Here is a 26,849-nt window from a genome sequence, read left to right as displayed (position 1 = left end):
AAGGATTCAGCGGACTGGTGAGGCAGGGCGCCGCCGGCTGATCCGCTCAGTGCAGGCGCTCGGGCATGGTGCGGTAGGCCTTCGGCGTGCTGCCGGTCCAGTGCCGGAAGGCGCGGTGGAAGGCGGTCGGGCTGTCGAAGCCGATGTCGTAGGCGATGGCGGCGATGGCATCGGTGGTGCGCGTCAGGCGCTGGATGGCGATGTCGCGCCGCATCTCGTCCTTGACCGCCTGGAAGGTCGTGCCCTCGGCCGTCAGCCGGCGGTACAGCGTGCGCACCGAGCAGTGCAGCGCCTGCGCCACGGTCTCGATGGTGGGCGTGGCGGGCAGGCAGTCGGCCAGGTACTGGCGCACCCGGTAGCACATCATCTGCTCGGCGAAGGAGACGAAGATCCAGTCTTCCGGCGCGCGCGCCAGGAAGATCTTCAGGTCCGCCTTGCGGCGCCGGATCGGCAGGTCGAGGTAGGCCGCGTCGAAACTCAGGCGGGTGTGCCCGCCGCCGAACTGCACCGGCCCGGGAAAGAGGTAGAGAAAGTCGTCGGCGCGCGGCGGCCGGGGAAAGTCGAACTCCACCATGGCCAGCGGGATCCGCTTGCCGACCAGCCACGATGCCACGCCGTGCACCAGCTTCAGCATCAGCTCGCGGCCCAGTTCGCTGACGCCCGGGCCGGACGGCTCGGCGGTCAGTTCGACATGGCCGAGCGCCCCCGCGCGGCGTGATTCCAGCCGGAAGTCATCCAGGATCAGGTGGAAGAACTGGCCGAAGCGGTGCAGCGCCACCTCCAGCCGCGGGGCATCCAGCAGGCTCAGGCAAAGGTACTTCAAGGTCCCGTTACGCAGCGGCCGGCGGAAGATGCCCGGCATCTCGTCATCCAGTTCGGTCGCCAGCAGGCGGTACAAGGTGGAGAACTGCTCCTCGGTGACGCGCGCGCCCGGGGTCTTCAGCAGCCCGTAGGCGATGCCGGAGCGGCCGGCCATGCGCTGCATGGCCGCAGGGTCGGCGCCGGCCAGGAAGCCGTTGACGAGGGAGATGGGAACGGTGGCGGAGAACGGATTCAAGGGCGTGGGAGCGCCGGGGCCGGGGCGGGCGGCCGCATCCGGACAGCGGCAGGCTGCATGCTGGGTGCGATTCTGCCAGTGGCGCGCGCCGGATGTCCAGCGCCGGGCCGGAGTACCGGGGCCGGCAAGGGGCCGCGCGAGGCGCGCGCAAGGGCCACTGGATGGGGGAATAATCCGAATGGAATCCATGCTTTTAATTCGCTTGGGGAATGCGTGGCGCAGGCGTAAGCTGAAGGCTCGGATACAGCATCGCGGCGCCGCAAGGTTCTGCCAGGCCATGTCCGGACGGCCTCCCCGTGGGCCGGCTCGTTTTTTTCACCGTGCTTCACCGTTCTTCATCGTGCCTCCTGCAAGGCGCTTCCAGCCCGCACGTCATGCGTCGTGCGGGCTTTTTTTTCGAGCACGGCCGCCGCGACGGCTGGCGAACCGGCGCGCGGCGGGCGGGAGCGGTTGACGGCCTCTTCCGCCCGCCGATATTTCAGAAGCGGGTGCGCAGGCCCACCCCCGCCCCCGTGCGGCAGCGGGTGCCGCCGAAGGAGCCCGAGGGGTTGTTGGGATCAGTGATGGAGCCGCCCGAGAGACGGCTGTAGTCCATCTCGAGATAGACCTCGGTGCGTTTGGACAGGCTGTACATCGCCACGCCATAGACCGTCTGCACCAGCCCGGCGACGCCCGGCCGGACCCCCGAGACGTTGTCCCGCATATACCCGGCGGTGAGCTTGAGCGCCCGCGTGGCCTGGTAGGTGACGCCGGCAGCGGCATATTGGTCGCGCCGCTCGGCCGTCTGCGTCCCGGCGCCGAGCACGGTATTGGCATTGCCGCCGATGCTGGTATTGGCCAGCGGCGTGCCGGAACCGTTGGCGCCGATGGCGAAGCCGGCCTGGCGCCAGGCGTCCAGGTAGTAGCCGTGCAGCGTGAAGGGACCGATGGCGTAGCGCGCGCCGGCGACCCACAGGCGCATCGCGTGGCCGTTCGCATCCTTGGACTGCTGGGCCACGGCGCCGCTGTGCAGGCTGTCCGTGTCATAGGTCAGCGCCAGTTGCACGGTGCTGCCGCTGGCCATGTCGCCGGCACGCTCGCCGAAGGCGTATTGCGCTTCCACGCCGAGTCCGGCCCACTGCTTGCTGTAGTCGACGGTGTTGTCGTAGCGCAGGCCCGTCAACGATGTCTGCCAGCTCAACTCGCTGTAGTTGCCGATGCTGATGGGGTCGACGCCGATGACGAACAGATAGGCGGCGCCCATCTGCCGGCCCAGCTTGATCGTGCCCCAGGTGTCGTTGGCAAGCCCCAGCCACGCCTGGCGGCCGAACAGCTGGCCCTGTTGGGACGAACGGCCGGTGGTCGGGCTGAAGCCGCTCTCCAGCGTGAACAGGGCCTTGCTGCCTGCGCCCAGTTCCTCCACGCCGCGCAAGCCCCAGCGCGCGTTATTGAAGGCGCCGTCCTGCAGGCCGATCAGTGTCTGGGGACCGCTGCTGGTGGCCTGGTGGTTGGCAAAGCGGACACTCGTGTCGATGACGCCGTACAGCGTGACGCTGGACTGGGCCAGTGCGCCGCCGGACAGCAAGGACAAGCCTGCCAGCGGAATGATGCCGGGTTTCAAGATTCTCTCCCTTGGTGTGAAAAAGCGAACTCATCTGCGTCGTGTGTGGAGTGCGGAGTGGAAATCGCAGGGCATGCTTTGTGGACTCGCTTGTGCCGAGGCGCAGCGGGTGCGGTTCGGCACGGAGCAGAGGGTGGCCCTGTCGTGGTCTTTCATGGCTCAGGAACGGCGCTGGGAACGCCGAAGGGATGGGTGGCCCCGGCCCGGGTGGATTCGCGTTCAGCGAGGGGGCGTCCGGGTTTGCGTGGCCGTTTGGTGCGAGCGTCAGTGTAAGGACTGTGCGCTATGCGTGGGATGAATTAATTGCGCCGGATGGATTCGCTTTCTTCCTCTTTGGGCGGCGTGGCCCGGGGGCTTGCGGGGAGGAGGGAACAGGGAGCGGGGACCGCCAGCGCGACACGAGCGGAGGCGCGCCGCTGCGGCGCGGCGGAGGGGGCGCGGCGACGGCGCTCGCCTTGGTGTTCAGCGAGCGCCTTGCGCCGGGGCGGGAGAGCGGGGAGCGGAAGAGCGGGGAGCGGGGAGCGGGGAGCGGGGAGAGCGCCCGGCGCGAGGGAGACGACGGGCGCGGCCGCGCCCGCCGCCGGACGATTGCCGGACGATCGGGCTGTGCCTCAGCCCTGCGCGTCGCGCTGCCTGGCCACTTCCTGGTTGCGCAGGATGAAGCGCTGGACCTTGCCGCTCGGCGTCTTGGGCAGCTCCGCGACGAATTCGATTTCGCGCGGGTAGGCGTGGGCTGCCAGGCGATTGCGCACATGCAGGCGCAGTTCCTCGGCCAGCTCGGGGCTGGCGCGCTGCGCGGGGTCGAGTACGACGAAGGCCTTGATCAGCTCGGTGCGCTCGGGGTCGGGCTTGCCGATCACGGCGGTTTCCACCACGGCCGGATGCTCGATCAGCGCGCTTTCCACGTCGAAGGGGCCGACCCGGTAGCCGGAGGTGGTGATGACGTCGTCGGCGCGGCCGATGAAGCTGATGCTGCCGTCGTCGTTGAGTTCGGCAGTGTCGCCGGTCAGGTAGTAGTCGCCGACGAAGGCGCCGGTGCGGGTGCCGTGGTAGCCGGCGAACCAGCACATGGGCGACTGCGTCATGTCGATGGCCAGCGTGCCGGGCTGGCCGGGGGCCTGCTCGCGCGCTTCGTCGTCGACCACTACCACGCGGTGGCCCGGGCTGGCGAAGCCGGCCGCGCCCATGCGCACGGGGTGGCCGAGGGCGTGGTGGTTGCACAGCACCATGCCCAGCTCGGTCTGGCCGTAGTGGTCGTGGATGGTGGTGCCGAGTTCGTTGGCGAACCAGCGGATCACTTCGGGGTTGAGCGGCTCGCCGGCGCTGCTGACCGCGCGCAGCTTGCCGCGCAGCGGCCCGGCCGCGGCTTCGCCGGCGGCAATCAGCAGGCGGTAGGCGGTGGGCGAGCCGGCCAGGTTGGTGATGCCGTACTTGTTGATGACGCGGCAGGTGCTTTCGATGCTGAAGGGGCCGTCGTAGAAGGTGGTCGGGTGGCCCAGCGCCAGCGGCCCGGTCACGGCGTAGTACAGGCCGTAGGCCCAGCCGGGATCGGCCAGGTTCCAGAAGGCGTCCTCGGGGCGCAGGTCGACGGCGTCGCGCATGTAGCCGGCGAAGGCGGCGATGGCCTTGAGCGGCACCAGCAGCGGCTTGGCCGGGCCGGTGGTGCCGGAGGTGAACATCATCAGGAAGGGGTCGTCGCCGCGGCGCATGACCGGCGCGAAATCGGCGGGACGGCGCTCGACCTCGGCCCAGAAGCTGAAGTCGCCGCGTACCAGGCCGCGGCCCTTGGCGCCGGCCACGGTCACCACGGCGGGGCAGCCCTCGACCTCGTCGAGCTTGGCGCGGTTGGCGCCGTCGGTCACCACCAGGCGCGCGCCCGAACTCTGCACGCGGTGCTCGATGGCCTTGGGCCCGAAGGCGGTGAACAGCGGCTGGTAGACCGCGCCGGCGCGCCAGGTGCCGAGGATGGTGACCAGCAGCTCGGGCGTGCGCGGCAGCAGGCCTGCCACGCGGTCGCCGGGCTGCACGCCCTGCTCCTGGAGGAAGTTGGCGAAGCGCGCCGAGAGCTGGTCGAGCTGGGTGAAGGTCCAGCTCTCGCTGCTGCCGTCGCGGCTTTCCCAGAACAGCGCGATACGCCCGGGCAGGGCATGGCGGCTGCAGCATTCGACGCAGGCATTGATGGCGTCGAGCGTGCCGCTCACCCGCTCGGCAAAGGCGTCCTGGTAATTGAAGCCGGCGATGGCCTCGGCGTAGTCGCGCATGATGGTCTCCACTGGGGTCGTCCCGGCCGCGGTCGGCGCGGGCGACTTGTCTGCTTTGTCGGTGGCCGACAGTGTGATTTAGCGCCGGATGGGGGGCAATGGCCGAAGGCTCCAGCTGTGGCGACCTGATTTGCCACTCCCGCTCCGCGCCGGCCGGCGGCCGTGGCGGCGCGGCGGTAAGATGCGGTATCCGGCGCCCCGCCGGCCCGGCCCGCCGTCCCCTGTGCCGGGTTTCATGTCCAGCCAGAGGAGAGTCTCCCCATGACCAGCAGCCAGCCCCCTTCCGACGCACGCCGCGTGGCGCCCGCGGCGGAGCGCAACCGGGATCCCATCCTGGAGGTGCTGCGGCGCGTGCTGCCGGCCTCCGGCCTGGTGCTGGAGATCGCCAGCGGCACCGGCCAGCATGCCGTGCATTGCGCCGGGGCGCTGCCGGGCCTGACCTGGCAGCCGAGCGATCCCGACGAGGCTGCGCGCGACTCGATCGCCGCCTGGACGGCGCATGCCGGCCTGGCCAATGTGCGCGCGCCGCTGGCGCTGGACGTGCGGCTGCAGCCCTGGGGCGTGGAGTCGGCGCAGGCGGTGGTGTGCATCAACATGGTCCACATCTCGCCCTGGGCCTCCACGCAGGCGCTCTTCCTCGGCGCCGGCCGCCTGCTCGCGCCGGGCGGCGTGCTCTACCTGTACGGCCCCTACCGCCGCGACGGCGCGCATACGGCGCCCAGCAACGCGGCCTTCGACGCCCAGCTGCGCGCGGCCGACCCCGACTGGGGCGTGCGCGACATGGAGGCGGTGGTGGCGCTGGGCGAGGGCGCCGGCCTGCTGCTGGAGGAGGTGGTAGCGATGCCGGCCAACAACTTCAGCCTGGTGTTCCGGCGCGCCTAGTCCATTGCGTCAGGGACAGCGCATCCGGGCGGCGGTGCATGCCGCTCGCAGGCCGGGTGCAAAGAGCCCGGAGGCGCTGTCGATCGGGGGCTCTGGAATGACGCGGTGGACCAGGGACCGCGATGCGCCCATCCCCCCACACCGCGCCCGCTCGATCATGCGGCCCCGGCCTGCCGGTGGCGACCCGTTTGCTGGAGCGTGGTGGCGCCGTCGGCGCCGCCGGATTGTCGGAGAGCCTTGGAGAGCCGCCCTGAACGGTTCGTTTGGCCGGCTCGTCGAACGCGGTTGCGGCCCTCCAGCAAGGACCGGGCGGGTTGGCCCTCTTCGTGCCAGCCCGCTGCGAAAAACCGCAAGATCTGCAAATCCAGCAAGGCTACATTGCTCCATAAGGAGCCCGCAATTGAAACCCCAGACCCGCACCCAATACGCCCGCCGCATGGACCCCGTCCTGCGCTGGCTGGCAAGCAACCCCGACGCCGCCCCGGATCTGTATCTGCTGGCCGACCTCGCCTGCTTGTCGCCGTATCACTTTCACCGCGTCTACCGTGCGATGATGGGTGAATCGGTGAACGCCACCGTGCAGCGCATCCGCATGCATCGTGCGGCGGTCGTGCTGGGCGGCACCGGGGTGCCATTGCGCGATGTCGCGCTGCGTGCCGGTTACGCGTCGGACGCCGCCTTCAACCGCGCGTTCGGCGCCACCTTCGGCATCTCGCCGGGGCGTTACCGCGCGGCCCGCTCCCGTCCCTTCAACCCCGAGGAGCTAGGCATGTACCCCATCACCATCGAAACCTTCCCCGGCACCGTGCTGGCCGCCTTGCCGCACCATGGCAGCTATCAGGAAATCGGTCCGGTCTTCACCCGCGTCTTCATGCTGGCCGCCGGCCGTGGCCTGGCCCGCCCCGATGCCATCGGCTTCGGCGTCTATTTCGACGATCCCGGGCAGGTGCCGGCTGGCCAGCTGCGTTCGATGGCGGGCATGCCGGTCGCGCCCGACGCAGACCTGGGCGACGAACTGGAACGCTTCGAGATCCCTGCCATCCGCTGCGCGATGCTGACCTACACCGGACCGTACAACGAGATGGACAAGCCGTACGGTTGGATGTTCTCCGAATGGCTGCCCCGCAGCGGCATGGAGCCCGCGGACTTCCCCATGTTCGAGCAATACCTGAACGACCCGCGTACCACACTGCCCGCCCAATTGCAGACGCGCATCTGCCTGCCACTGCGATAGGCTTCGCGCAGCCGGATGGATCCAGGCGGGGGCAAGAGGACCTCCCGTTTGCATCCCGTTGCCATGAAGAGGAATAGGAAGACGAATGCGAACAGGGCCGGGAGGCGCCAGCCAGCGCCGGTCACACAGCCCTGGAGCCTCCTCGGCGGACGGGCGATGACGGATAGGTCCGGCCTGGCGGGGCGGGCCGCCGCTTCCCCGCGCCGGCGGCCCGCCCCGGCCGGAACGTGTCAGGCGCGGGCGTGGCGCGCCAGCGCCGCCACCGACTGCAGCACCGCCACGCGGGTCTGGCCGTAGACCTGGCCTTTCCAGTCGGGGCTGTCGCAGTAGAAGGCGTCGCGCAGGCCTTGGCGGATCTCCGCGCGGGTGTCGGCCGGCACGTCGGGATGGCGGTGCATCCAGTGGTCCGCGCGCAGGGCCTGCATCACTTGCATCGAATCGAGGGTGCCGAACTCGAGCGCCATGATGGTCTTCTCGATGCCCGGGTACTGCGTGTAGGCGAGATTCACCAGCGCCCCTTCCACCACCGACGAAACCGAGCCCGGCGCCGTGATCGGCAGCACGTCGGCGCCCCAGGTGGCGTTGGCGCGTGCCAGCTCGGCGGCGTCGCTGCCGACGAAGATCTTCTCGCCGTGGCCGTACGGGCCCAGGCCGGTATGGACGTCGATCCACACCATCGCGGCGAAGCGCGGCAGGTGGCGCGCCAGGAGCTCGCCCATCTGCCGGGTGCTCCAGCAGGGCGCGCTGCCGCCGTAGAACATGCCGTCGGGCACGCGGTACTGGCCGCCGGTCATGGCGTCGCGCAGCGCCTGCATGCCGCGCGTGGCGATGAACTGGTTGAGCGCGGCCTGGTCGGCCGGGCCGGGAGGCCAGGTCGCCGGCAGCAGCAGCGGGTCGACTTCCAGGTAGGCCGGGTTGCTGGCGGCCGCCGCGGCGAAGTTGGCGCTGTTGCGGTTCAGGTCGACGTTGTCCTCGTTGACGCGCCGCAGGTGGGCAAAGCCGTAGGGGTTGACCGCATGCACCAGCAGCAGCGCCACGCGCGCCTCGGTGAGCTTGGTGAACAGCAGATCATCGCCGAGCAGGCCGACCTGGCAGCCCGAGCCGCAGAAGCCTTCGACGCCGTGCGTGCCCGAGGTGACGACCAGCACCGAGCGGGCGCCGTCCGGCGCGAACAGCGCGCTGTCGATCGACAGCGGCTCGCCGTCCGGGCCGGTTTGCCCGGGGTGGATGGCCCGTTCGATCTCCAGGCCGCGGGCGCGCGCGGCCGCGGTGAATTTCTCGCGGGCCTCGGCATAGGTCTCGGCGAAATGTCGTGCGACGTCCATCGGTCTGTCTCGCTTGTGTCGTGATGGGGAAGGGGCAGGGCTAAGGGGCAGGGCGGCGGCGCCGGAGTGCCGACGGCAATGATCGACCGGCACCGGCGCTTGCACAAGACAAGAATTCTGGAAGGCGATCAGGTTTTCTTATCACCCGCCGGGGCATGGCCTACACTGCGGCTTTGCCTTCTGTCTTCCGCCCACCGCCTGCCGTATCCCTCCGACCGCCTCAGGCGGGATGCCGGCGAGCCAGCGAGCCAGCGCCAGCGATGAAGCCACAGCAACTGCAGGTCTTTCTCTCGGTCGTCGAACAGGGCAGCCTGCACGGCGCGGCACGCGCGCTCGGGCTGTCGCAGCCGGCGGTCACCTTCACCCTGCGCGAACTGGAAAAGAGCCTGGGCGTGCCGCTGCTGCTGCGTTCGGTGTCGGGCGTGCGGCTGACCGAGTATGGCGAGGCCTTCCTGGTGCGGGCGCGGCTGCTGGTGGAAGACATGCGGCGCGCGCGCGAGGACCTGATCGCGATGCGCGACGGCGCCGGCGGCCATGTCACCGCGACGGTGTCGTCGGCGGTGGCGCGCGCGATGATTCCACAGGCATTCGCGGCGTTCCGGCGCGCCGACGCCAAGACCACGGTGAGCTTCCGCGAGGCGGCCTTGTCCCAGGCGCTGCAGGCCCTGCGCGACGGCCAGACGGATTTCGCCGTGGTCAACAGCGTGCCGGGCATGCGCTGGCCGGACTATGCGCAGCACCGCACCCTGCTGCCGATGCGCCTGCTGGTGGCGGCACGGCGCGGCCATCCGCTGGCGCGCGTGCGCACGCTGGCCAGGCTGCAGGAGGCGGAGTGGCTGCTGGCCAGCGAGCCGGGCGACGATTTCGACCGCGGTTTCGCCCGTTTCTTCGCCGACAACGGGCTGGCCGCGCCGGAACGCATCTTGCGATGCCAGTCGCTGGCGCCGACCGTGGCCCTGCTGAAGACCACCGACGTGGTGGCGCTGGTGACCGAGCCGACCTTCGCGCTGGAACTGCGCCAGCAGCCGATCGTGGCGATCGGCGTGCGCGAGGCGCTGCCGGAGATCGAGGCCGGCATCGTGGTGCGGCGCGACCGCCCGCTGACCTCGGCAGCGGCGCGCCTGCTGGCCTGCATGGAGGCGGCGGCGCAGTCGTTCCGCGCCGGGTGAAGCGGGGCGCGGATGCGTGGATGCGCGGAGGGGAAGTCCTGCCCCTCCGGCCGGCATGAACTGCGCACTAACCGAGAATTAACCGCGCGCCAGGATCGACATCGTGATGCGCGAGATGCAGACCGGCTTGCCTTCCTCGTTGCGGATATCGATGGACCAGACGTGGGTGGAGCGTCCGACGTGGATCGGCGTGGCCTTGCCGATCACGTAGCCCGAGGTGACCGAGCGCAGGTGGTTGGCATTGATGTCGAGCCCGACGCAGTAGTGCGTCTGCGGATCCAGGCACAGGCTGGCGGCGCAGCTGCCGAGCGTTTCCGCCAGCAGTACCGAGGCGCCGCCGTGCAGGATGCCGAAGGGCTGCACGGTGCGCCGGTCGACCGGCATGCGGGCGGTGAGCGAGTCTTCGCCGATCTCGAGAAACTCGATGCCGAGATGTGTCACGGCGGTGTCCTTGTGCAGGGCCTGCAGGTCGGCCAGGTTCGGTGCTGCTTTCCAGAGCATTGTCTTTGTCTTCCTCATGGTCTCGGGATGTGCCGGCCGCGGCCGGCGCCGGCCCATTGTACTGGGGGGCCGCGCGCGCTGCAGGGGCGCCGCCGGGGTAGCCGGGCCGGCTCAGGCGGGCCGCGTCGCGGCGCCGCCGGCTTCCCCCCAGCGCTGCTTGTCGCGCAGCGGCGGCGCGCCGAACAGGCGGCTGTACTCGCGGCTGAACTGCGAGGCGCTTTCGTAGCCCACCGCGCGCGCGGCGCGCGCCACGCCCACGTCGCCGGTCAGCATCAGGCGGCGCGCTTCCTGCAGGCGCAGGTGCTTCTGGTACTGCAGCGGGCTCATGGCGGTGACTTCCTTGAAATGGAAATGCAGCGAAGAGACGCTCATGTGCACGTCGCGCGCGATCTCGTCGACGCGCAACGGCTGCGCGAAGCGCTCGCGCAGCAGGCGGATGGCCTTGGCCACGCGGCTGACCTGGCTGTCGTGCAGCGCCATCTGGCGCAGCCGCGCGCCCTGGCCGTTCATCAGCAGGCGGTAGAGGATCTCGCGCTTGATCATCGGCGCCAGGATGGGGATGTCGCGCGGGGTATCGAGCAGGCGCAGCAGCCGCAGCACCACATCGAGCAGTGCCGGGTCGAGCGGGTGCACGTACATGCCGCGCGCCGGCTCGCTGCGCTCCGGCGGCGGCAGCTTGGCGTCGCCGATGAGGGCCCGGATCGCCTCGGTGTCCAGTTCCAGGCGCAGTCCCAGGTAGGGTTCGCAGGCGCTGGCCGTGGATACCTGCGCCACCACCGGCAGGTCGACCGAGGAGACCAGGTAGTGCATGGGGTCGTACTCGTAGGCTTCGTCGGCGATCAGCAGGCGCTTGGAGCCCTGCGCGATCACGGCGAAGGCGGCGGTCTGGATCGCATGGTGGGGCCCGGTGGGGTGCTGCATGCGATGGATGCGCAGTCCCGGCACGGCGGTTTCCCGCGTGCCTTCGAGCGTGCCGGTGTGGCGCTCCAGCAGTGCGACCAGCTCGCGGCGCGGCAGTGCCAGCGGGTCATGCGCGGCTTGCGCGTCGTGCGCGTCGTGCGCTTCATGCGGGGCTGGCCGGGTCTCCGGCGCAGTGGCGGGCTCGGCGATCGAGGCGGTGGCGGGGCGGTCGGGCAGGGCAGTCATGGCGCGGCGGCGGGACGGTACCGGTGCCAGCTTACTCCGTTCTTCCGGTTGCCTGTTTCTCCGGCGGCACAGGGTGGTGACAATCGGAGAATCAGGCAGGAATCCCGCAGGATCGGGTATGGCGCGACGGGCGCCGGAAGCGCGCCTGAGCGCGGGGCAGGAGGAAACATCACAACGGAATGGCTGTCCGTGCACATGCGCCCGCCCATGACGGGCGAGGTTCGCGCCGGCGCTCATCCCGGTGCGTAGGAATAGGCAGGAAAGCGCGAGAATCCGGCAGCGCCGGATCGGCTGACGGATTGCATAATCCTCCAGCGATGCAGCGGCCGCGGAACGCGCGGCACAGGCCGGCGGGAACCTGCCGGCACGCTGCCAGTCCTGCGCCCGGGCGAGCTCGTCCGGGCGCCAATCCTACGATCCAGGAGTCTCGACCATGCGTTACAGGAAACTCGGCAATACCGGCTTGTTCGTCTCGGAGCTGTGCCTGGGCACCATGACCTTCGGCGGGGAAGGGCAGCTCTGGAGCCAGATCGGCGACGTCCAGCAGGCCGACGCGGAGCGGCTGGTGGCGGCCGCGCTGGAGGCCGGCATCAACTTCATCGACACCGCCGATGTCTACTCCGAGGGCCGTTCGGAGATCATCACGGGGCAGGCCCTGAAGAACCTCAAGGTCAGGCGCGACGACGTGGTGGTGGCGACCAAGGTGTTCGGCGAGACCGGCAAGGGGCCCAATGCGCGCGGCTTGTCGCGCTACCACATCATGGAAGGCGTCAAGGCCAGCCTGTCGCGGCTGCAGCTCGACCATATCGACCTGTACCAGGTGCATGGCTTCGATCCGGCCACGCCGGTGGAAGAGACGCTGCGCGCGCTGGACACGCTGGTGCAGCAGGGGCACGTGCGCTACATCGGCGTGTCGAACTGGGCCGCCTGGCAGATCATGAAGGCGCTGGGCATCGCCGAGCGGCTCGGCCTGTCGCGCTTCGCCTCGCTGCAGGCCTACTACACCGTGGCCGGGCGCGACCTCGAGCGCGAGCTGGTGCCCATGCTGCAGAGCGAAGGCGTGGGGCTGATGGTGTGGAGCCCGCTGGCCGGCGGCCTGCTGAGCGGCAAGTACGGCCGCCAGGCGAAGGGGGAGGCCGGCAGCCGCCGCACCGTGTTCGACTTCCCGCCGGTCGAGCTGGAGCGTGCCTATGACGTGATCGATGCCATGCAGGGCATGGCCAGCGTGCGCGGCGTCTCGGTGGCGCAGGTGGCGCTGGCATGGCTGCTGCACCAGAAGGTGGTCAGCAGCGTGATCATCGGCGCCAGGCGCCTGGAGCAGCTGCAGGACAACATCGCCGCCACCGGCATCGCGCTGAGCGCCGAGGAACTGGCCGTGCTGGACCAGGCCAGCGCCTTGCCGTCCGAGTACCCGGGTTGGATGTTCCGGCGCCAGGGCGAGGTGCGGCGCCGGCAGCTGGCCGAGGCCGGCCTGGCCTGAGGCGGCGGTCGGCGGGCAGCGGCGGTGCGGCGGTGCGGCGGGTGGCGTCGCCTGCACGGCTTGCTGCATCGCAATATAATGACCGGCCTGCACTGCGGGCCGACCCGGTCCGCAGCCGCCCCGCCGGCGGCCGCCTGACCGGCGGGCCCGCCACATTGCGTTTTCCACAAGGCCCACCCCCGATGCAGCCCCCCGCACCAGCCCGCACCCCCGCCGATGTCCGACCCGAAGGCGCCACGGACCGCGCGCCGCCGCAGCGGGTCGGCCTGGTGCTGTTCGCGCTGGCCGTGGGCGGCTTCGCCATCGGCACCACCGAGTTCGCCACCATGAGCCTGCTGCCTGCCTTCGCGCAGAGCCTGGGCATCGACGCGCCGACGGCCGGCCACGTCATCAGCGCCTACGCGCTGGGCGTGGTGGTGGGCGCGCCCGTGATGGCGGTGCTGGGCGCGCGGCTCGCCCGCCGCACCCAGCTGATCCTGCTGATGGCCATGTTCAGCGTCGGCAACGCCTTGAGCGCCGTCGCCCCGGACTACCACTGGATGCTGCTGTTCCGCTTCCTGAGCGGCCTGCCGCACGGCGCCTACTTCGGCATCGCCGCCTTGACGGCGGCCTCGCTGGTGCCGGCCCACCGGCGCACGCTGGTGGTGGGGCGCATCTTCCTCGGCCTCACCTGCGCCACCGTGATCGGCGTGCCGCTGGCCAACTGGCTGGGCCAGGCGGTCGGCTGGCGCTGGAGCTTCGGCCTGGTGGCCGCGCTGGGCGTGCTGACCATGACCTGCGTGCGGCTGTTCGCGCCCAGCACGCCGGCAGATCCGTCCGCGAGCCCGCTGCGCGAGCTGGGCGCGCTGACACGCCTGCAGGTGTGGCTGACGCTGGGCATCGGCGCCGTCGGCTTCGGCGGCCTGTTCGCGGTCTACACCTACCTGGCCGACATCCTGGCCCAAGTGACGCACGTCTCGGCGAGCACGGCGCCGCTGGTGCTGAGCGTGTTCGGCCTGGGGCTGACCGCCGGCAATATGGTGGTGCCGCTGTTCGCCGACCGCGCGCTGATGCGCACCGCCGGTGTGCTGCTGCTGTGGAGCGCCGCCATGCTGGCCCTGTTCCCGCTGATGGCCGGCAACGTCTGGGCCATCTCGCTGAGTGTCTTCCTGATCGGCCTCGGCGGCTCGCTGGCCACGGTGCTGCAGACACGCCTGATGGACGTGGCCGAAGACGCGCAGAGCCTGGCGGCGGCGCTGAACCACTCCGCCTTCAACATGGCCAATGCGCTCGGGCCCTTCCTCGGCGGCCTGGCCATTGCGGCCGGGCATGGCTGGACCTCGCCGGGCTGGGTCGGCAGCCTGCTGGCCCTGGGTGGCTTTGCGCTGTGGGCGGCTTCCGCGGCGCTGGCGCGCAAGGGCCGACGCGCCGTGCCGGCGGCAGGCGACACGGCCCGCTGAGCGCGGCAGCGAAGCGCTTGTCCAGAGCGTCACGCTTCACCGCCTTCTCCTTCTCTTTGCTGCGGGTGGGAACCCGCAAACATCCGCATCGCACGGGCGGCCCTCGACCGCCCCGCCCGGGCCGCCGAGCACAGTGTCGCGCACAGTCTCGCGCACAGTCTCGCGCATGCAGCGGCAGCACGCCGCGTGCCGCGCCGGCCCTCTGAACCCCAGAGCCCCTGAGCCCCTGAATCACTGAGACCGCCCGGTGCCCGCGACCTCATGCGGGCACGCCGAGCCGTTGCCGAGGCGCACCGGCGTGCCGCCATGGCGGCCCATGCGCGCGATGCCCGGCGCCGCCCCGCATCGCATCGACCGCCTCTCCCTCATCCCCGATCTCCATGATCCAGCGGCCGGCCGCCGATGCCGGCGCTGCGTCGGGCGAGCCGGTGCCAGCCGTACAAGGCAATGTCCGAAGGAGGCGAATTTCTTCCGAGTGATTTTCAGAATGTCCTGATGGACGCGCCCGGAGGCCATCGCTGACCATTGTCCCCAGAAATTCCACCGCCTTTTCCGGCCCGTCGGGCCGATCCACCGTACCCACATAGCAGCACTGGCGGGCATCGCCAGCGATTCCAGATGGTCGCATTCTTCACTCTCGAGCGGCCGCGCGTACCGCCTCACGGCAGGGATGATTCCGGTGTTTCCTGAACACTTCGAACGCGAACTCGCCGTTCCGCATCCCGCTGTCAGCGGTGCCGTCGGCACCATCTCATTCCGCGTGAGCCTGCGTGGCTACACGCCTTTGCGCCCCCCCGCGCGTGCCGCGCGTCCGCCGGGCCTGTCGCTGCTTTGGCGGGCCGGCGTGGCGCTGCTGCTTCCCTTGCCGGCGCACGCCCAGGTGCCGAACGCCGGGCAGGCGATGCGTGACATCGAAACCGCTCGGCCAGTCCTGCCGGCCGCGCCGGTGCCCGAGATCAAGATCACAACCCCCCAGCCCGATGCGGATGTCACGCCGGACAGCGGGCCGCGCATGTTCGTGCAGGCATTCACCCTCGAAGGCAACCAGGTGTTCCATGCCGATGAGCTGCTGCCGCAGCTGGCGGACCTCGCCGGCCGCGAGCTGGGCTTCGCCGACCTGCAGCAGGCCGCCGCACGGATCACCGCCTACTACCGCGAGCGTGGCTACGTGCTGGCCCGCGCCTACCTGCCCCACCAGGAGATCGACGGTGGTGTCGTGCGTATCGCGGTGGTGGAGGGGCGCTACGGCCGCATCGTGCTGAACAACCGCTCGCGCGTCAGCGACGGCGCGCTGCAGCAGCCGCTCTCCGCCCTCCGGCCGGGAGCAGTGGTGCGCGGCGCCGACCTCGAGCGCACCCTGCAGTTGCTCGACGACCTGGCCGGCGCCACCGCGCGCGGCACGCTGCGCGCGGGCATCGAGCCCGGCACGACCGACCTGGTGGTCGATGTCGAAGGCGGGCCCCTCGTTACCGGATCGCTCGACTTCGACAACTTCGGCGACACGTCGTCGGGCCGCTATCGCTTCAGCGGCAGCGTCAACCTCAATTCGCCGCTGGGGCTGGGCGACCAGCTGAGCCTGCGCGGCCTCGCCAGCGACGAGCGGCAGAGCTACTACCGCGCGGCCTACCAGTTGCCGCTGGGACCGGTGTCGACGCGCGTCGGCGTGGCCTATTCGGAGATGCGCTACCACCTCACCGGCAGCTTCGCGGAGCTCGACTACCGCGGCAGCGCGAGCGTGCAGAGCGCCTTCGTCGCGCAGCCGCTGCTGCGCAGCCGCAATCTGAACGTCACGGCGCAGGTCCAGTACGACAACAAGGACCTGAAGGATACCTACGGCCAGTTCGACGTGCGCAACGACAAGAACGTCGGCCTGTGGAGCGTCTCTGTCAGCGGCAATGGCGAGGACGGCTGGTTCGGCGGCGGCCGCAGCGCGCTGTCCATGACGCTGGGCCTCGGCCGGTTGCGTGGCAATGATGCACTCGGCTCGGACCGGTACACCAAGGCCATGGGCAGCTTCACCAAGCTGAACGTGAGCGCGCTGCGCCTGCAGGCGCTCGGCCGCCGCTTCCAGCTCTACACGCAGTTCAGCGGACAACTTGCCTCGCGCAACCTCGACGGCTCGGAGAAATTCAGCCTGGGCGGCCCTTACGGCGTGCGCGCCTACGCGCTAGGCGCCGGCAGCGGCGACCAGGGCTGGCAGGCGAGCGCCGAGCTGCGCTACCTGCCCGCGCCGCGCTGGCAGCTCAGTGCCTTCGTCGACGCCGGCCAGGTGCAGTTCAACAAGCATCCGTGGACGCGCGAGCGCAACACCCAGCAGCTGCAGGCGGCCGGCGTCGGCGCCGGCTGGAGCGACGGCAAGCGGCAGGCCACCCTGACCGCGGCCTGGCCGCTCAGTTCGGCTGCGGGCTCGCCGGCGCGCGCGCCCAGCGTATGGCTTCAGGCGACTCAGTACTTCTGAGGCGCTCTGTCGTACCTCGTCCTGTGGACGGGATTCCTACTGACGTGAATGACAAGAAGGGAAACCAGCATGAACAAGACCTACGCATTGGTGTGGAACGACGCCCAGGGTACCTGGGCGGTGGTCGGGGAAACCGCGCGCCGGCATGGCAAGTCGGGCGGCGGCAAGCGGCTCGCGGCCGCCTCCCTGTCGCTGCTGGGGCTGGCGGCGCTGCCGGCCTTCGCGCTGCCGACCGGGGAAGCCATCGTGTCGGGGCAGGCGGACATCTCGCGCTCGGCGGACGGCAAGTCGATGTCGATCCAGCAGCAGACCGACCGCCTGGTCACCAACTGGCAGGACTTCAGCGTGGGCGGCGGTGAGCGCGTGGCGTTCCACCAGCCGACCAACCAGTCGATCGCGCTGAACCGCGTGATCGGCAACAACGGCAGCCAGATCCAGGGGCAGATCGACGCCAACGGCAAGGTGTTCCTGGTCAACCCGAACGGCGTGGTGTTCGGCGCGGGTTCGCAGGTGAACGTGGGCGGCCTGGTGGCGTCGACGAAGAACATCTCGGATGCGGATTTCCTGGCGGGCAACTACCGCTTCGCGGGTGCCTCGGGCCAGTCGGTGGAGAACGCCGGCACGATCACGGCGGCCGAAGGCGGCAGCGTGGCGCTGCTGGGCGCGCGCGTGTCGAACACGGGCGTGATCCGGGCGCAGGCGGGCCGCGTGGCGCTGGGCGCGGGTGAGGCGTTCCACGTGAACTTCGACGGCAAGGGCCTGCTGAACCTGCAGGTGGAAGGCGGCGCGATGGACGCGCAGGCCAGCAACGGCGGCCTGCTGAAGGCGGACGGCGGCGAGGTGCTGATGACGGCGCGCGCGGCCAACGGCCTGCTGAACGCGGTGGTGAACAACAGCGGCACCATCGAAGCGCAGGGCCTGAGCGCGCGTGACGGCAAGATCGTGCTGGACGGCGGCCTGGTGAAGGTCGGCGGCAAGCTGAACGCGGCCGGCGGCACGGTGGCGACGCGCGGCGAGCGCGTGCAGGTGGCGGACGATGCGCAGGTCGATACGCGCAGTGCCGCGGGCCGCACCGGCACGTGGACGATCGAGTCGGCGAACGCGAACGTCGAGGGCGCGGACAGCGCGATCGGCGCGCAGACGCTGTCGCGTGCGCTGGGCACGAGCAATGTGGCGCTGACCAACACATCGGGCGACCTGTCGGTGAACGGCGCGGTGAACTGGTCGAGCGACCACGCGCTGACGCTGACGTCGCAGCAGGGCGACGTGGCGCTGCAGCAGGCGCTGACGGCGAGCGGGGCGAAGGCGGGCGTGGCGGTGAACGCGGCCGGCGGCATCCGCGTGGACGACAAGCTGGCGCTGACGGGCGAGCAGGCCGCGCTGGCGCTGAACTCGGCGCAGGGCCACCGCTTCACGCAGGACAAGGCATCGGTGACGCTGTCGGGCCGCAATGCCTCGTTCTCGGCGAACGGTGACGCCTACCAGGTGATCCACGACGTGGCGGACCTGCGCAACGTGGACCGTGACCTGAAGGGACGCTACGTGCTGGGCAACGCGGTCGACGGCAAGGGCGCGGCGTTCCGGAGCATCGGCGCGCGCGGCGCCTTCGACGGCGTGTTCGATGGACTTGGCAACACCATCAGCGATCTGTCGGTTTCCAATCAGGGCAGCAATGCCGTCGGTCTCTTCGCCGTCAACTCCGGCCATATCGCCAACCTCGGTCTGGACAAGGTGTCGGCTCAAGCTGTCGTGCCGTACGGCTGGTCGCCGGCCAGCGTCGGCACGCTGGCCGGCTACAACACTGGCACCATCTCGGATGTGAAGGCGACGAACGTCTATGTGGGAGGCGAGGGGCGCACCTTCGTCGGCGGGCTCGTCGGCAGCAACTGGGGTGGATCGATCGAGCGCGCAGCCGTGATGGGGCGCGTCGTCGGTGGCAGGGATGCGCAGGCCGTCGGAGGCCTGGTCGGTGAGAATATCTCGTTCATGGCGCCGGGCTCCGACGACGCGATGATCCGCAACAGCCGTGCCGACGTGCAGGTCGTCAGTTACTCGACCGGCAACGCAGGCGGGCTGGTCGGGGAAAACCGTGGTGTCGTCGATGCGTCGACGGTCACGGGCACCGTGGCAGCGCTCGGCGCCGGCGGCCGCATCGGTGGACTGGTCGGCAGCAACGCCGGCGGCGTGGTCAAGGGATCGACGGGCTTCGCGGACGTGGAGGCCAGGCACATTGCGACCGTGGGCGGTCTCGTCGGCCACAATGCCGGACGGGTGGATGCGTCCGGGTTCAACGGGCTCGTGAAAGCTGGCGACATGGCTCGCGTGGGCGGCCTGGCCGGTGAGAATCGCGGCGTCATCCACGCATCGACGGCAGCCGGCAGGGTGACGGCCGGTGCGTCGAACGTCGGCGGCCTCGTCGGTGCCAATTTCGCGAGCCTGCGCGAGTTGACGTCCAGCGTCACCGTGGAGGCCGGTGCTGCCGGCGTGGCCGGGGGCCTGGTCGGGCATAACGCCGGCAAGGTCGACGCGTCGAGCGCAAGCGGCAACGTCATGGTGGGCAGGGGCGGCATCGCAGGCGGGCTGGTCGGCCGCAATGCGGCGAGCGGCGAAGTGCTCGCGTCGTCGGCTGGCGGCGAGGTGGTCGGGGGTGACTTCGCGACGGCGGGCGGTCTGGTCGGCGTGAACGACGGCGCGATCCGCGCGTCGTCGTCGCAGGCCAGCGTGATGGCCGGCATGATGTCGCGGGCCGGCGGGCTGGTCGGTGCCAATGCGGGCACCGTGAAGGCATCGGCGTCGACGGGTTCGGTCACCGGCGATTTCGAGAGCGTCATCGGCGGCCTCGCGGCGACCAATAGCGGCACCGTCGACGGATCAACTGCGTCGGGCAAGGTCCTGGCCATGTTTGACAGCGTCGCCGGCGGGCTCGTCGGCCGCAACACGGGTTCGGTGCTCGGCTCCGATGCGAAGGGCTCGGTCACCGTGGTGGGCTCGGGCAAGGTCGGCGGCCTGGTCGGCTTGAACGCCGGCCGCGTGTCGTCGTCGAGCGCATCCGGTGACGTCGCGGGCGACCAGCGCGCCTATGTCGGCGGTCTGATCGGTGAGAACTACATGGGCGCATCGGTGGAGAAGTCCAGCTCGACCGGTTCGGCGAGCGGAAGCCACAGCAGCCAAGTCGGCGGCCTGGTCGGCTTCAACGGCGGGGCGATCGCATCGTCTTCGTCGGCCGGCACGGTTTCCGGTGGCTACTACGCACGGCTGGGTGGCCTGGCGGGCGCGAATTTCGGCACGATCGAGCGCTCGACGACGACGACCCGCGTCGCGCAGGTGCCGGCTTACGCCCAGCAATATGGCACGCTCGTTGGCTTGAACTTCGGCCTCGTGAAGAGCAGCAGCTCGAGCGGCAATGCCGCGTGGATGCCGCTTGCCGGCGTCAACTACGGCAGCATCCGCGACTGACCGGCATCCGGCGTGCCGGACGCAGGGTGACGGCCTGAGCGGGACTGGCGGCCGTCGCCTTCGGGCACGTTGCCCGGCTGGAGCGGAGGCGGGCGAATCGCATCGCGCGCGCCGCTCCGGCCGGCCTCTTTCCCTGGGCCATTTCGTCCATTCGTCCTTTCGTCCTTTCGCCCTTTCACCTTGTGGTCGCGGCAGGCTTCGTCGCGGCGTAAGCCGCTCGCATCGAGGCCTGCCCGCGCCACGCACGAACGGGGCCGCCGCTCCAGGCCGCCCCGTTCGCCTATTTCCCTTCGATCACCCACAGCCGGGAGCCCGCAAGTCGGGCCGCCCGCTTCTTTCCGGGCAGCGTGTGGAGCGCAGGAAGATACAATGCGGCTGCGCGCGCTGCGCTCCTCCCGCAGCGCGGCCTTGTCGCTCCATTCCGCATCTCCCGCCATGTCCGATTCTTCCCGGGCCTTCCTGCTCGGTCCGCTCCTGAAGGGCGTCTCGCGCTCCTTCTACCTGACGCTGCGCGTCCTGCCGCATGGCATGCGCGATCCGGTCGGCCTGGCCTACCTGCTGGCGCGGGCCGCCGATACCATCGCCGACACCTCGCTGATTCCGCCGGAGCAACGGCTGGCCCTGCTGTTGTCGCTGCGCGAGCGGGTCAACGGCGCCGCCGACGACGGCACGCTGGTGCGGCGCCTGGCCGAGGAAGTCGGCGCCCAGCAGGCGCAGTCGGACGAGCGCGTCCTGCTGGAATCGCTGGGACCCGCATTGGACGTGCTGGCGCAGCTCGATGCCGACGACCGTCAGGCCGTGCGCGGGATCGTGTCCACACTCACCGAGGGCATGGAATTCGACCTGCGCACCTTTCCCGACGAGCGCTCGGGCCGCATCGTCGCGCTGCAGGCAGCGGCGGAACTCGATACCTACACTTACCTGGTGGCCGGTTGCGTGGGGGAGTTCTGGACCCGGATGACGTACGCTCACCTGCCCGGCACGCTCAAGGACGAACCGGCCGTCATGCTGGCGCGCGGTGTGCGCTTCGGCAAGGCGCTGCAGCTCGTCAACGTGCTGCGCGACTGCGGCAAGGACCTGCGCATCGGGCGCTGCTACCTGCCGCAGCCGATGCTGGCGCGCTGCGGCCTGCAGCCGCAGGACCTGCTGCAGCCGGAGGCGTCGCGGCAAGCCCGGCCCTTGCTGCAGGAGCTGCTGCGTACCGCGCTGGCGCATTTCCGCGCAGCGATCGACTACACGCTGGCCATTCCCGCCACCGCGCTGCGTCTGCGCCTGGCCTGCCTGTGGCCTATCCTGATCGGACTGGAGACCCTGGAGCTGCTGGCCGCCAATCCGGCCTGGCTGGATCCGGCCAGTGCATCCAAGCTGCCGCGCAGCGGCGTCTACCGCATCCTCGCCTGCTCGCTGCCGCTGGCGCCGCTGGATCCGGCCCTGCGCCTCTGGTTTTCCCGCCTGACGGCCCGCATCGAAGCGCAGCTGGACGACTGAGCGGCGCGCCGCTTTCCGGGCCGGCGCCGACAGGGTTCTCCGGGGGGCGCCCGCCATGCCGGTGCCGGGACGTTCACACCAGATCGGGCGCGGCGCGGCGGCATGGCATAGTGTCGCCCTGTCCGTTGATGCACGCCGGAGTGCGCCGCGCCATGACCCTGCTCGATCAGTTCCTGCCCCGTTTCGATTTCCACGAGCGCCACGCCATCACCATCGACGCGCCGGCAGGCATCGTGCTGGACCATGCCGCGCGCCAGCGCGCCCAGGACGATCCCTTCATCCGCACGGCCATCCGCCTGCGCGAACTGCCGACGCGGCTGTTCGGGCTGTCGCAGCGGCAGCCGCTCGACCTGGACGATTTCACCTTTCTCGGTCGCGACGGTGACCGCGGGCTCGCCTTCGGCCTGACGGGGGCGTTCTGGCGCCCCGACTACGGCCTGGTGGAGATCCGCTCGCCCGAGCAGTTCCGCATGCACGGCCGCAACGATGTGTGCAGCCTGGTGATGTGCTTCGACACCGGCAGCGACGCCGCCGGGCGCACGGTGCTGCGTACCGAGACGCGTGTGTTCTGTCCGACGGCGGCGGTGCGGCGTCAGTTCGCGCCGTACTGGTACCTGATCCGGCCGGTCAGCGGGATGATCCGGCGCCGCATGCTGGCGCGCGTGCGGCAGCATGCCGAGAGCGAGGTGGCGCGGCGCGGGCGCGCCGGCTGAAACGGGGCAGGCGGGCGGGGAAGGCCGCGCCGGCATCCCCGCGGGGCACCGGCGCGGCCTCGCTGCCGTGCCTCAGTTCTCTCAGTTCTTCTTCTGGCCGGTCAGGCCGCCCAGCAGGTTGGTGACCGGCGCCAGCGGGCTGGCGGTCGAGCCACTGCTGCTGCCACTGCTGCCGCTGCCGCTGCCGCTCAGGCCGCTGGTCAGGCCGCCGACCAGGTTGGTGACCGGCGCCAGCAGGTTGGCGGGACTGTTGGTGCCGCCGCCGCTACCGCTGCCGGCGCCGCTGCCGCCGGCCACCCCGCTGAGCAGGTTGGTGACGGGGGCGAGCGGATTGCTGCCGCTGCTGCTGCCGCCGTTCTGCAGTCCGCCGGTCAGGCCTCCCAGCAGGTTGGTGACCGGCGCCAGCGGACCGCTGCTGCTGCCGCTGCTCCCGCCGAGCGTGCCGCCGAGGCTGCCGAGCAGGCTGGTGACCGGTGCCAGGGGATTGCTGCCGGTGCCGCCTGTACCACCGGTGCCGCCGGTGGGCGCATTGAGCAGGCCGCCGAGCGATGCCACCGTGGCGCCGGTGGTGCTGACGACACCGCCCAGGGTGGAGACGATCGGTGCATTGGTCTGGGTGAGCTGGTTGCCGACCTGGCCGACCGCGCCGCCCACGGTGGTGAGCAGGTTGTTGACCGGCGCACCCAGTCCGGTGGCCTGGCCCAGGGTCTGGGTGGTGCTGACCAGCGCGGAGGTGAGGGGCTCGATAGCCTTGCCGACCGTGGTGGTCAGCTGGGTGACCGGGGCGGTCACGGACTGCGGGCTCAGGTTGCCGACCAGGCCGCCGACCTGGCTGACCACCGAACCCACCGGCTGGGTGACCGGCGCCAGCGCGCCCTGGCCCAGGTTGCTGACCGCGCTGCCGACGCCGCCGATGGTGGTGCCGAGCTGGTTGAGCGCCGAGGGGCCGGTGGCGCCCGTGGCGCCGGTGGAGCCAGTGGATCCGGTCGTGCCGGTGGACCCGGTGGACCCGGTCGTGCCCGATGGCCCGGAGGGGCCGGTGGCGCCGGTGGACCCCGTGGCGCCGGTCGGTCCGGTGGCGCCGCTGCCACCCGTCGCGCCGGTGCCACCGGTGGCGCCGGTCCCGCCGGTGCTGCCCGACGGTCCGGTCGCTCCGGTCGAACCCGTGGTGCCGGTGGTGCCGGTGGTGCCGGTCGCGCCCGAGGCACCGGTGGTGCCATTGCTGCCATTGTTGCCGGTGGCCCCGGTGGTGCCTTGCGGGCCTGCGTTGCCGGTGGCGCCGGTAGTGCCCTGGCTGCCGGCGGTGCCCGCCGTGCCGGCCGGGCCGGTTGCGCCCATGGCGCCGTCACTGCCGTTGGCGCAGCCGCCGAGCAGGACCAGGGTGCCGACAGTGATGCCGAGCAGGAGATGCGGATTGCGCACGGTAATTCCCCTCTAAGATCGTTGTTTGACTCGGAGAGGTCGGACTGCAATTGGCGTGCCCGTGGCCTCGGGCTGTCGCGCGGCGCCGGCCGCGCTGCCTTCGATTGCCCACAATCCCTTGTGGCGCAAGGATCCGCGGGTGGAGGCGGGGATTGGCACGGGCCGTCGCCGGAGCCCGTTCAGGGCGCTTCCCGCGTTACGGTGTCCGTAACGCGCCCGTAACGCCGTCCGCCATGCTGTCCGTTATCTCCCCTGTCCAGCGGAGCCTTCGTCACGTGGCGGCTCGGCCGGCCGGCTGGCGGCGCTGCGGCGCTTCCGTTCCCGCCCGCACTTGACAATGCCGGGGCGCGCTGACGGCTGCGAGCGGCGCCGGCGCCATCGCGCTCGGCACGCACCTGAGCGCCATCGCGCTGTCGCCTTGATGCCCTGAAATCCTGATGTCTTGATGTCTCCGGCGCGGCGGCCTGGGCTTCAGGGCCGCGCCTGCCCGGGACTCCCGCGATGTTCGCGGTATTCACTGGGGCTCAGGCCGGTGTGCGCGCGGAAGGCGCGGCTGAAGTGCGACAGGTTGCCGAAGCCCCAGGACAGCGCGATCTCGGTGATCGAGCGGCCCGCCAGCTGCGGCGCGCGCAGGTCGCGCATGCAGCCTTCCAGGCGCTGGCGCTGGATGCGCTCGGCGGGCGTCTCGCCGCTGCCGGAGAAGGCGTTGTACAGGTGGCGGCGGCTGCAGTTCAGCAGCTGCGCCAGCCGCTCCGGGGTGAAACCCGGGTCGCGCAGGTGCGCGCCGATGGCCTGGCGGATGCGGTCCAGCAGCAGCGCGCGCTGGCTGGGCGCGCTCTCCACGCCCTGCAGTTCCAGCAGCGACAGCTGCACCAGTTGCAGCAGCATTTCGCCGGCGCCGTGTGCGGCCGCATCGCTCATGTGCGGCAGCTCGCGGAAGGTGTGGCGCATCGATTCGAGCGCCACGCGCGAGATCCCGGCCGCGCCGCCGACCTGGCGCGCCATCAGCGCGTCGAGGCGCAGGCCAGAGGCGGCGATGCGTTCCTTGGGCACCATCACGACCAGGTGTTCGCACGCGAGCGGGTTCGAGACGGCGTAGGGCGCCGTGGTGTCATAGATGGCCCAGGCGCCGGCGCCCACCTGCGCGGTGCGTCCGGCCTGCTCGACCTCGGCCACGCCAAGCGCGGGCGCCACGATCTTCAGGTAAGGCTGCTCGCTCTGGCGGGCCAGGGCGCGGCTGCGCAGCACGCGGTGGCGGTCGGCGCGCAGGCGCGTGAGGATCACGCCGCCGGCGTGGCAGGCGCACAGGCTGCCGCGGAAGCCCGCGCTATCTGTGCGATCAGCGTGATCGGTGCTTTCGCCAGCGCCGTAGAGATCCGACTGCAGCCCGCCGAAATGCTCGTGCATCCACTGCCGCCACGCCGCAGCGCGCTCGCGCGGGGCGAGCGGTTCGGTGGTCAGGGTGGTGACGGTCTGCATGAGGATGGGCGTTCGTGGTGGCGTTCGCGGGGGCTGCCGTGCGTCCGGCCATGGCCGGATCCGCTGCATTATAGGGCTGCCCCGCGCACCGGCCGCGGCGGCCCGCTCGGGGTTAACCCCGGCCGGCTTGCACGCCGCGCACAGCCCGAAGTGCACGCCCGGCACAGCGGCGCGCGCCGGCCTTGCCTACCATCGCCTGCGTGGCACGGCACCGCCGGCCAGGGCCGGCGCAGCGTCGCGCCGCCTTCACGGCGCCATCACGAACCAGGAGACGAGGACAGCCATGCAGGATATCCAGATGCTGATCGGCGGCGCCATGCGCGCGGCCGCCAACGGCGCCACCTTCGCGCGGCGCAATCCGCTCGACCAGAGCGTGGCCACGCGCGCGCCCGCCGCCACGCCCGAGGACGCGGTGGCGGCGGTCGAGGCTGCCGCGCAGGCGTTCCCGGCCTGGGCCGCGCTGGGCCCGGGCGAGCGGCGCGCGCTGCTGATGCGCGCCGCCAAGGCGCTGGAAGCGCGCGCCGAGGACTTCACCGCCGCCATGGCGGCCGAGACCGGCGCGTCCGCCATCTGGGCCGGCTTCAATGTGCACCTGGCCGCCGGCATGCTGCTGGAGGCCGCCGCCCTGACCACGCAGATCGCCGGCGAGGTGATTCCCTCCGACGTGCCCGGCAGCCTGGCCATGGCAGTGCGCCAGCCGGCCGGCGTGGTCCTCGGCATCGCGCCGTGGAACGCGCCGGTGATCCTCGCCGTGCGCGCCATCGCCACCCCGCTGGCCTGCGGCAATACCGTGGTGCTGAAAGGCTCGGAGCTGTGCCCGGCCACCCACGGGCTGATCATCGAAGCGCTGCAGGAGGCGGGCCTGCCGCCCGGCGTGGTCAACTTCGTCACCAACGCGCCGGCCGACGCCGGCGCCGTGGTCGAGGCCATGGTGGCCCACCCGGCGCTGCGCCGCGTCAACTTCACCGGCTCCACGCGCGTGGGCCGGCTGATCGCGCAGACCTGCGCCAAGTACTTGAAGCCGGTCGTGCTGGAACTGGGCGGCAAGGCGCCGATGGTGATCCTCGACGACGCCGACCTCGATGCCGCGGTGGCCGCGGCGGCCTTCGGCGCCTTCGCCAATTCCGGGCAGATCTGCATGTCCACCGAGCGCATCGTGGTCGATGAGGCGGTGGCCGACGAGTTTGTCGCCAGGTTCGCCGCCAAGGCGCGCAGCCTGCCGCTGGGCGACCCGCGCCAGGGCCCGGTGGTACTGGGCTCGGTGGTGGACCTGGCCACGGTGGAGCGCTGCAATGCCCTGATCGACGACGCGCTGGCGCAGGGCGCCACGCTGGTGTGCGGCGGCAAGGCCGACAGCACGCTGATGCCGGCCACCGTGCTCGACCATGTCACGCCGTCGATGCGGATCTTCCGCGAGGAGTCCTTCGCGCCGGTCAAGGCGGTGGTGCGCGTCAAGGGGGTGGAGGCCGCCATCGCCACGGCCAACGACAACGAGTTCGGCCTCTCCTCGGCCGTGTTCGGCCGCGATATCGCACGCGCCTGGCAGGTGGCGGCGCGCATCGAGGCGGGCATCTGCCATATCAACGGCCCCACCGTGCATGACGAAGCGCAGATGCCGTTCGGCGGCATGAAGCATTCCGGCTACGGCCGCTTCGGCGGCAAGGCCGGCATCGATGCCTTCACCGAACTGCGCTGGGTGACGGTGCAGACGGCGCCGCGCCACTACCCGTTCTGACGTC

18 protein-coding genes are annotated in these 26,849 nt (G+C 70.9%); 10 read left to right on the top strand and 8 right to left on the bottom strand.

All coding sequences use genetic code 11. The features are described from left to right. Nucleotides 1-46 precede the first annotated feature (46 nt). The 3 genes from BKK81_RS19205 to BKK81_RS19195 form a co-directional block, all read right to left on the bottom strand. Nucleotides 47-985 carry an AraC family transcriptional regulator gene (locus BKK81_RS19205; protein WP_083384709.1) on the bottom strand — a complete coding sequence of 313 codons (939 nt, stop codon included), beginning with the start codon at nt 983-985 and terminating at the stop codon, nt 47-49. Between the two features lie 550 nt (nt 986-1,535). Further along, a complete protein-coding gene (locus BKK81_RS19200) occupies nt 1,536-2,657 on the bottom strand; it encodes a porin (protein WP_071016842.1) in 1,122 nt (373 codons plus the stop codon). A gap of 611 nt (nt 2,658-3,268) precedes the next feature. Continuing rightward, nucleotides 3,269-4,918, bottom strand: coding sequence for an acyl-CoA synthetase (locus BKK81_RS19195; RefSeq protein WP_071016840.1), 1,650 nt, complete (start codon nt 4,916-4,918; stop codon nt 3,269-3,271). A 261-nt stretch (nt 4,919-5,179) separates the two neighbouring features. On the opposite strand from BKK81_RS19195, the gene BKK81_RS19190 reads away from it, so the two are divergent. Both BKK81_RS19190 and BKK81_RS19185 read left to right on the top strand, forming a co-directional pair. Beyond that, nucleotides 5,180-5,800 (top strand): DUF938 domain-containing protein, encoded by a 621-nt coding sequence (locus BKK81_RS19190; protein WP_071016839.1) that lies wholly within the window; start codon nt 5,180-5,182, stop codon nt 5,798-5,800. Between the two features lie 400 nt (nt 5,801-6,200). Next, on the top strand, nt 6,201-7,034 hold the full coding sequence (locus tag BKK81_RS19185) for an AraC family transcriptional regulator (protein WP_071016837.1): 834 nt from the start codon (nt 6,201-6,203) through the stop codon (nt 7,032-7,034). 230 nt (nt 7,035-7,264) lie between these two features. Here BKK81_RS19185 and BKK81_RS19180 read toward each other — a convergent pair whose 3' ends face one another. Beyond that, nucleotides 7,265-8,359, bottom strand: coding sequence for a M14 family metallopeptidase (locus BKK81_RS19180; RefSeq protein WP_071016835.1), 1,095 nt, complete (start codon nt 8,357-8,359; stop codon nt 7,265-7,267). A 260-nt stretch (nt 8,360-8,619) separates the two neighbouring features. Here BKK81_RS19180 and BKK81_RS19175 point away from each other — a divergent pair, with 260 nt between their 5' ends. Further along, nucleotides 8,620-9,528 (top strand): LysR substrate-binding domain-containing protein, encoded by a 909-nt coding sequence (locus BKK81_RS19175; RefSeq protein ID WP_071016833.1) that lies wholly within the window; start codon nt 8,620-8,622, stop codon nt 9,526-9,528. 78 nt (nt 9,529-9,606) lie between these two features. On the opposite strand, the gene BKK81_RS19170 is transcribed toward BKK81_RS19175, so the two are convergent. Further along, nucleotides 9,607-10,029 (bottom strand): hotdog fold thioesterase, encoded by a 423-nt coding sequence (locus BKK81_RS19170; RefSeq protein WP_071016831.1) that lies wholly within the window; start codon nt 10,027-10,029, stop codon nt 9,607-9,609. Between the two features lie 111 nt (nt 10,030-10,140). Next, nucleotides 10,141-11,175, bottom strand: a complete 1,035-nt coding sequence (locus tag BKK81_RS19165; RefSeq protein WP_083384258.1) for an AraC family transcriptional regulator — start codon at nt 11,173-11,175, stop codon at nt 10,141-10,143. Nucleotides 11,176-11,608: 433 nt separating this feature from the next. Here BKK81_RS19165 and BKK81_RS19160 point away from each other — a divergent pair, with 433 nt between their 5' ends. The 6 genes from BKK81_RS19160 (at nt 11,609) to BKK81_RS19135 (ending at nt 22,209) form a co-directional block, all read left to right on the top strand. After that, entirely contained in the window at nt 11,609-12,655 is a 1,047-nt protein-coding gene (locus BKK81_RS19160) for an aldo/keto reductase (RefSeq protein WP_071016829.1), read from the top strand. A gap of 182 nt (nt 12,656-12,837) precedes the next feature. Continuing rightward, nucleotides 12,838-14,094 carry an MFS transporter gene (locus BKK81_RS19155; RefSeq protein WP_083384257.1) on the top strand — a complete coding sequence of 419 codons (1,257 nt, stop codon included), beginning with the start codon at nt 12,838-12,840 and terminating at the stop codon, nt 14,092-14,094. Between the two features lie 901 nt (nt 14,095-14,995). Beyond that, a complete protein-coding gene (locus BKK81_RS19150) occupies nt 14,996-16,552 on the top strand; it encodes a ShlB/FhaC/HecB family hemolysin secretion/activation protein (RefSeq protein ID WP_083384707.1) in 1,557 nt (518 codons plus the stop codon). 69 nt (nt 16,553-16,621) lie between these two features. Beyond that, nucleotides 16,622-20,008 carry a two-partner secretion domain-containing protein gene (locus tag BKK81_RS19145; RefSeq protein ID WP_071016827.1) on the top strand — a complete coding sequence of 1,129 codons (3,387 nt, stop codon included), beginning with the start codon at nt 16,622-16,624 and terminating at the stop codon, nt 20,006-20,008. A 435-nt stretch (nt 20,009-20,443) separates the two neighbouring features. Next, nucleotides 20,444-21,496 carry a phytoene/squalene synthase family protein gene (locus BKK81_RS19140; protein ID WP_071021821.1) on the top strand — a complete coding sequence of 351 codons (1,053 nt, stop codon included), beginning with the start codon at nt 20,444-20,446 and terminating at the stop codon, nt 21,494-21,496. 152 nt (nt 21,497-21,648) lie between these two features. Continuing rightward, a complete protein-coding gene (locus BKK81_RS19135; protein WP_071021818.1) occupies nt 21,649-22,209 on the top strand; it encodes a DUF2867 domain-containing protein in 561 nt (186 codons plus the stop codon). A gap of 81 nt (nt 22,210-22,290) precedes the next feature. Here BKK81_RS19135 and BKK81_RS19130 read toward each other — a convergent pair whose 3' ends face one another. After that, nucleotides 22,291-23,631, bottom strand: a complete 1,341-nt coding sequence (locus tag BKK81_RS19130) for a collagen-like triple helix repeat-containing protein (protein ID WP_071016825.1) — start codon at nt 23,629-23,631, stop codon at nt 22,291-22,293. Nucleotides 23,632-24,102: 471 nt separating this feature from the next. Next, complete coding sequence (locus BKK81_RS19125; protein WP_071016823.1) at nt 24,103-25,110, bottom strand: helix-turn-helix domain-containing protein; 1,008 nt, start codon at nt 25,108-25,110, stop codon at nt 24,103-24,105. Nucleotides 25,111-25,393: 283 nt separating this feature from the next. Here BKK81_RS19125 and BKK81_RS19120 point away from each other — a divergent pair, with 283 nt between their 5' ends. After that, nucleotides 25,394-26,845, top strand: coding sequence for an aldehyde dehydrogenase (locus BKK81_RS19120; protein ID WP_071016821.1), 1,452 nt, complete (start codon nt 25,394-25,396; stop codon nt 26,843-26,845). Nucleotides 26,846-26,849 lie beyond the last annotated feature (4 nt).

This window comes from Cupriavidus sp. USMAHM13, from assembly GCF_001854285.1.
GTDB classification, from domain to species: Bacteria; Pseudomonadota; Gammaproteobacteria; order Burkholderiales; family Burkholderiaceae; genus Cupriavidus; species Cupriavidus malaysiensis.
This window is presented reverse-complemented; position numbering and strand designations above follow the sequence as displayed.

Bases quoted from the DNA above. Each gene is read 5' to 3' on its own strand.
- BKK81_RS19165 (WP_083384258.1), bottom strand. From the start codon at position 11,175: ATGACTGCCCTGCCCGACCGCCCCGCCACCGCCTCGATCGCCGAGCCC.
- BKK81_RS19150 (WP_083384707.1), top strand. From the start codon at position 14,996: ATGCGTGACATCGAAACCGCTCGGCCAGTCCTGCCGGCCGCGCCGGTG.
- BKK81_RS19135 (WP_071021818.1), top strand. From the start codon at position 21,649: ATGACCCTGCTCGATCAGTTCCTGCCCCGTTTCGATTTCCACGAGCGC.
- BKK81_RS19160 (WP_071016829.1), top strand. From the start codon at position 11,609: ATGCGTTACAGGAAACTCGGCAATACCGGCTTGTTCGTCTCGGAGCTG.
- BKK81_RS19180 (WP_071016835.1), bottom strand. From the start codon at position 8,359: ATGGACGTCGCACGACATTTCGCCGAGACCTATGCCGAGGCCCGCGAG.
- BKK81_RS19140 (WP_071021821.1), top strand. From the start codon at position 20,444: ATGTCCGATTCTTCCCGGGCCTTCCTGCTCGGTCCGCTCCTGAAGGGC.
- BKK81_RS19125 (WP_071016823.1), bottom strand. From the start codon at position 25,110: ATGCAGACCGTCACCACCCTGACCACCGAACCGCTCGCCCCGCGCGAG.
- BKK81_RS19155 (WP_083384257.1), top strand. From the start codon at position 12,838: ATGCAGCCCCCCGCACCAGCCCGCACCCCCGCCGATGTCCGACCCGAA.
- BKK81_RS19205 (WP_083384709.1), bottom strand. From the start codon at position 985: ATGCAGCGCATGGCCGGCCGCTCCGGCATCGCCTACGGGCTGCTGAAG.
- BKK81_RS19195 (WP_071016840.1), bottom strand. From the start codon at position 4,918: ATGCGCGACTACGCCGAGGCCATCGCCGGCTTCAATTACCAGGACGCC.
- BKK81_RS19145 (WP_071016827.1), top strand. From the start codon at position 16,622: ATGAACAAGACCTACGCATTGGTGTGGAACGACGCCCAGGGTACCTGG.
- BKK81_RS19120 (WP_071016821.1), top strand. From the start codon at position 25,394: ATGCAGGATATCCAGATGCTGATCGGCGGCGCCATGCGCGCGGCCGCC.
- BKK81_RS19175 (WP_071016833.1), top strand. From the start codon at position 8,620: ATGAAGCCACAGCAACTGCAGGTCTTTCTCTCGGTCGTCGAACAGGGC.
- BKK81_RS19170 (WP_071016831.1), bottom strand. From the start codon at position 10,029: ATGCTCTGGAAAGCAGCACCGAACCTGGCCGACCTGCAGGCCCTGCAC.
- BKK81_RS19190 (WP_071016839.1), top strand. From the start codon at position 5,180: ATGACCAGCAGCCAGCCCCCTTCCGACGCACGCCGCGTGGCGCCCGCG.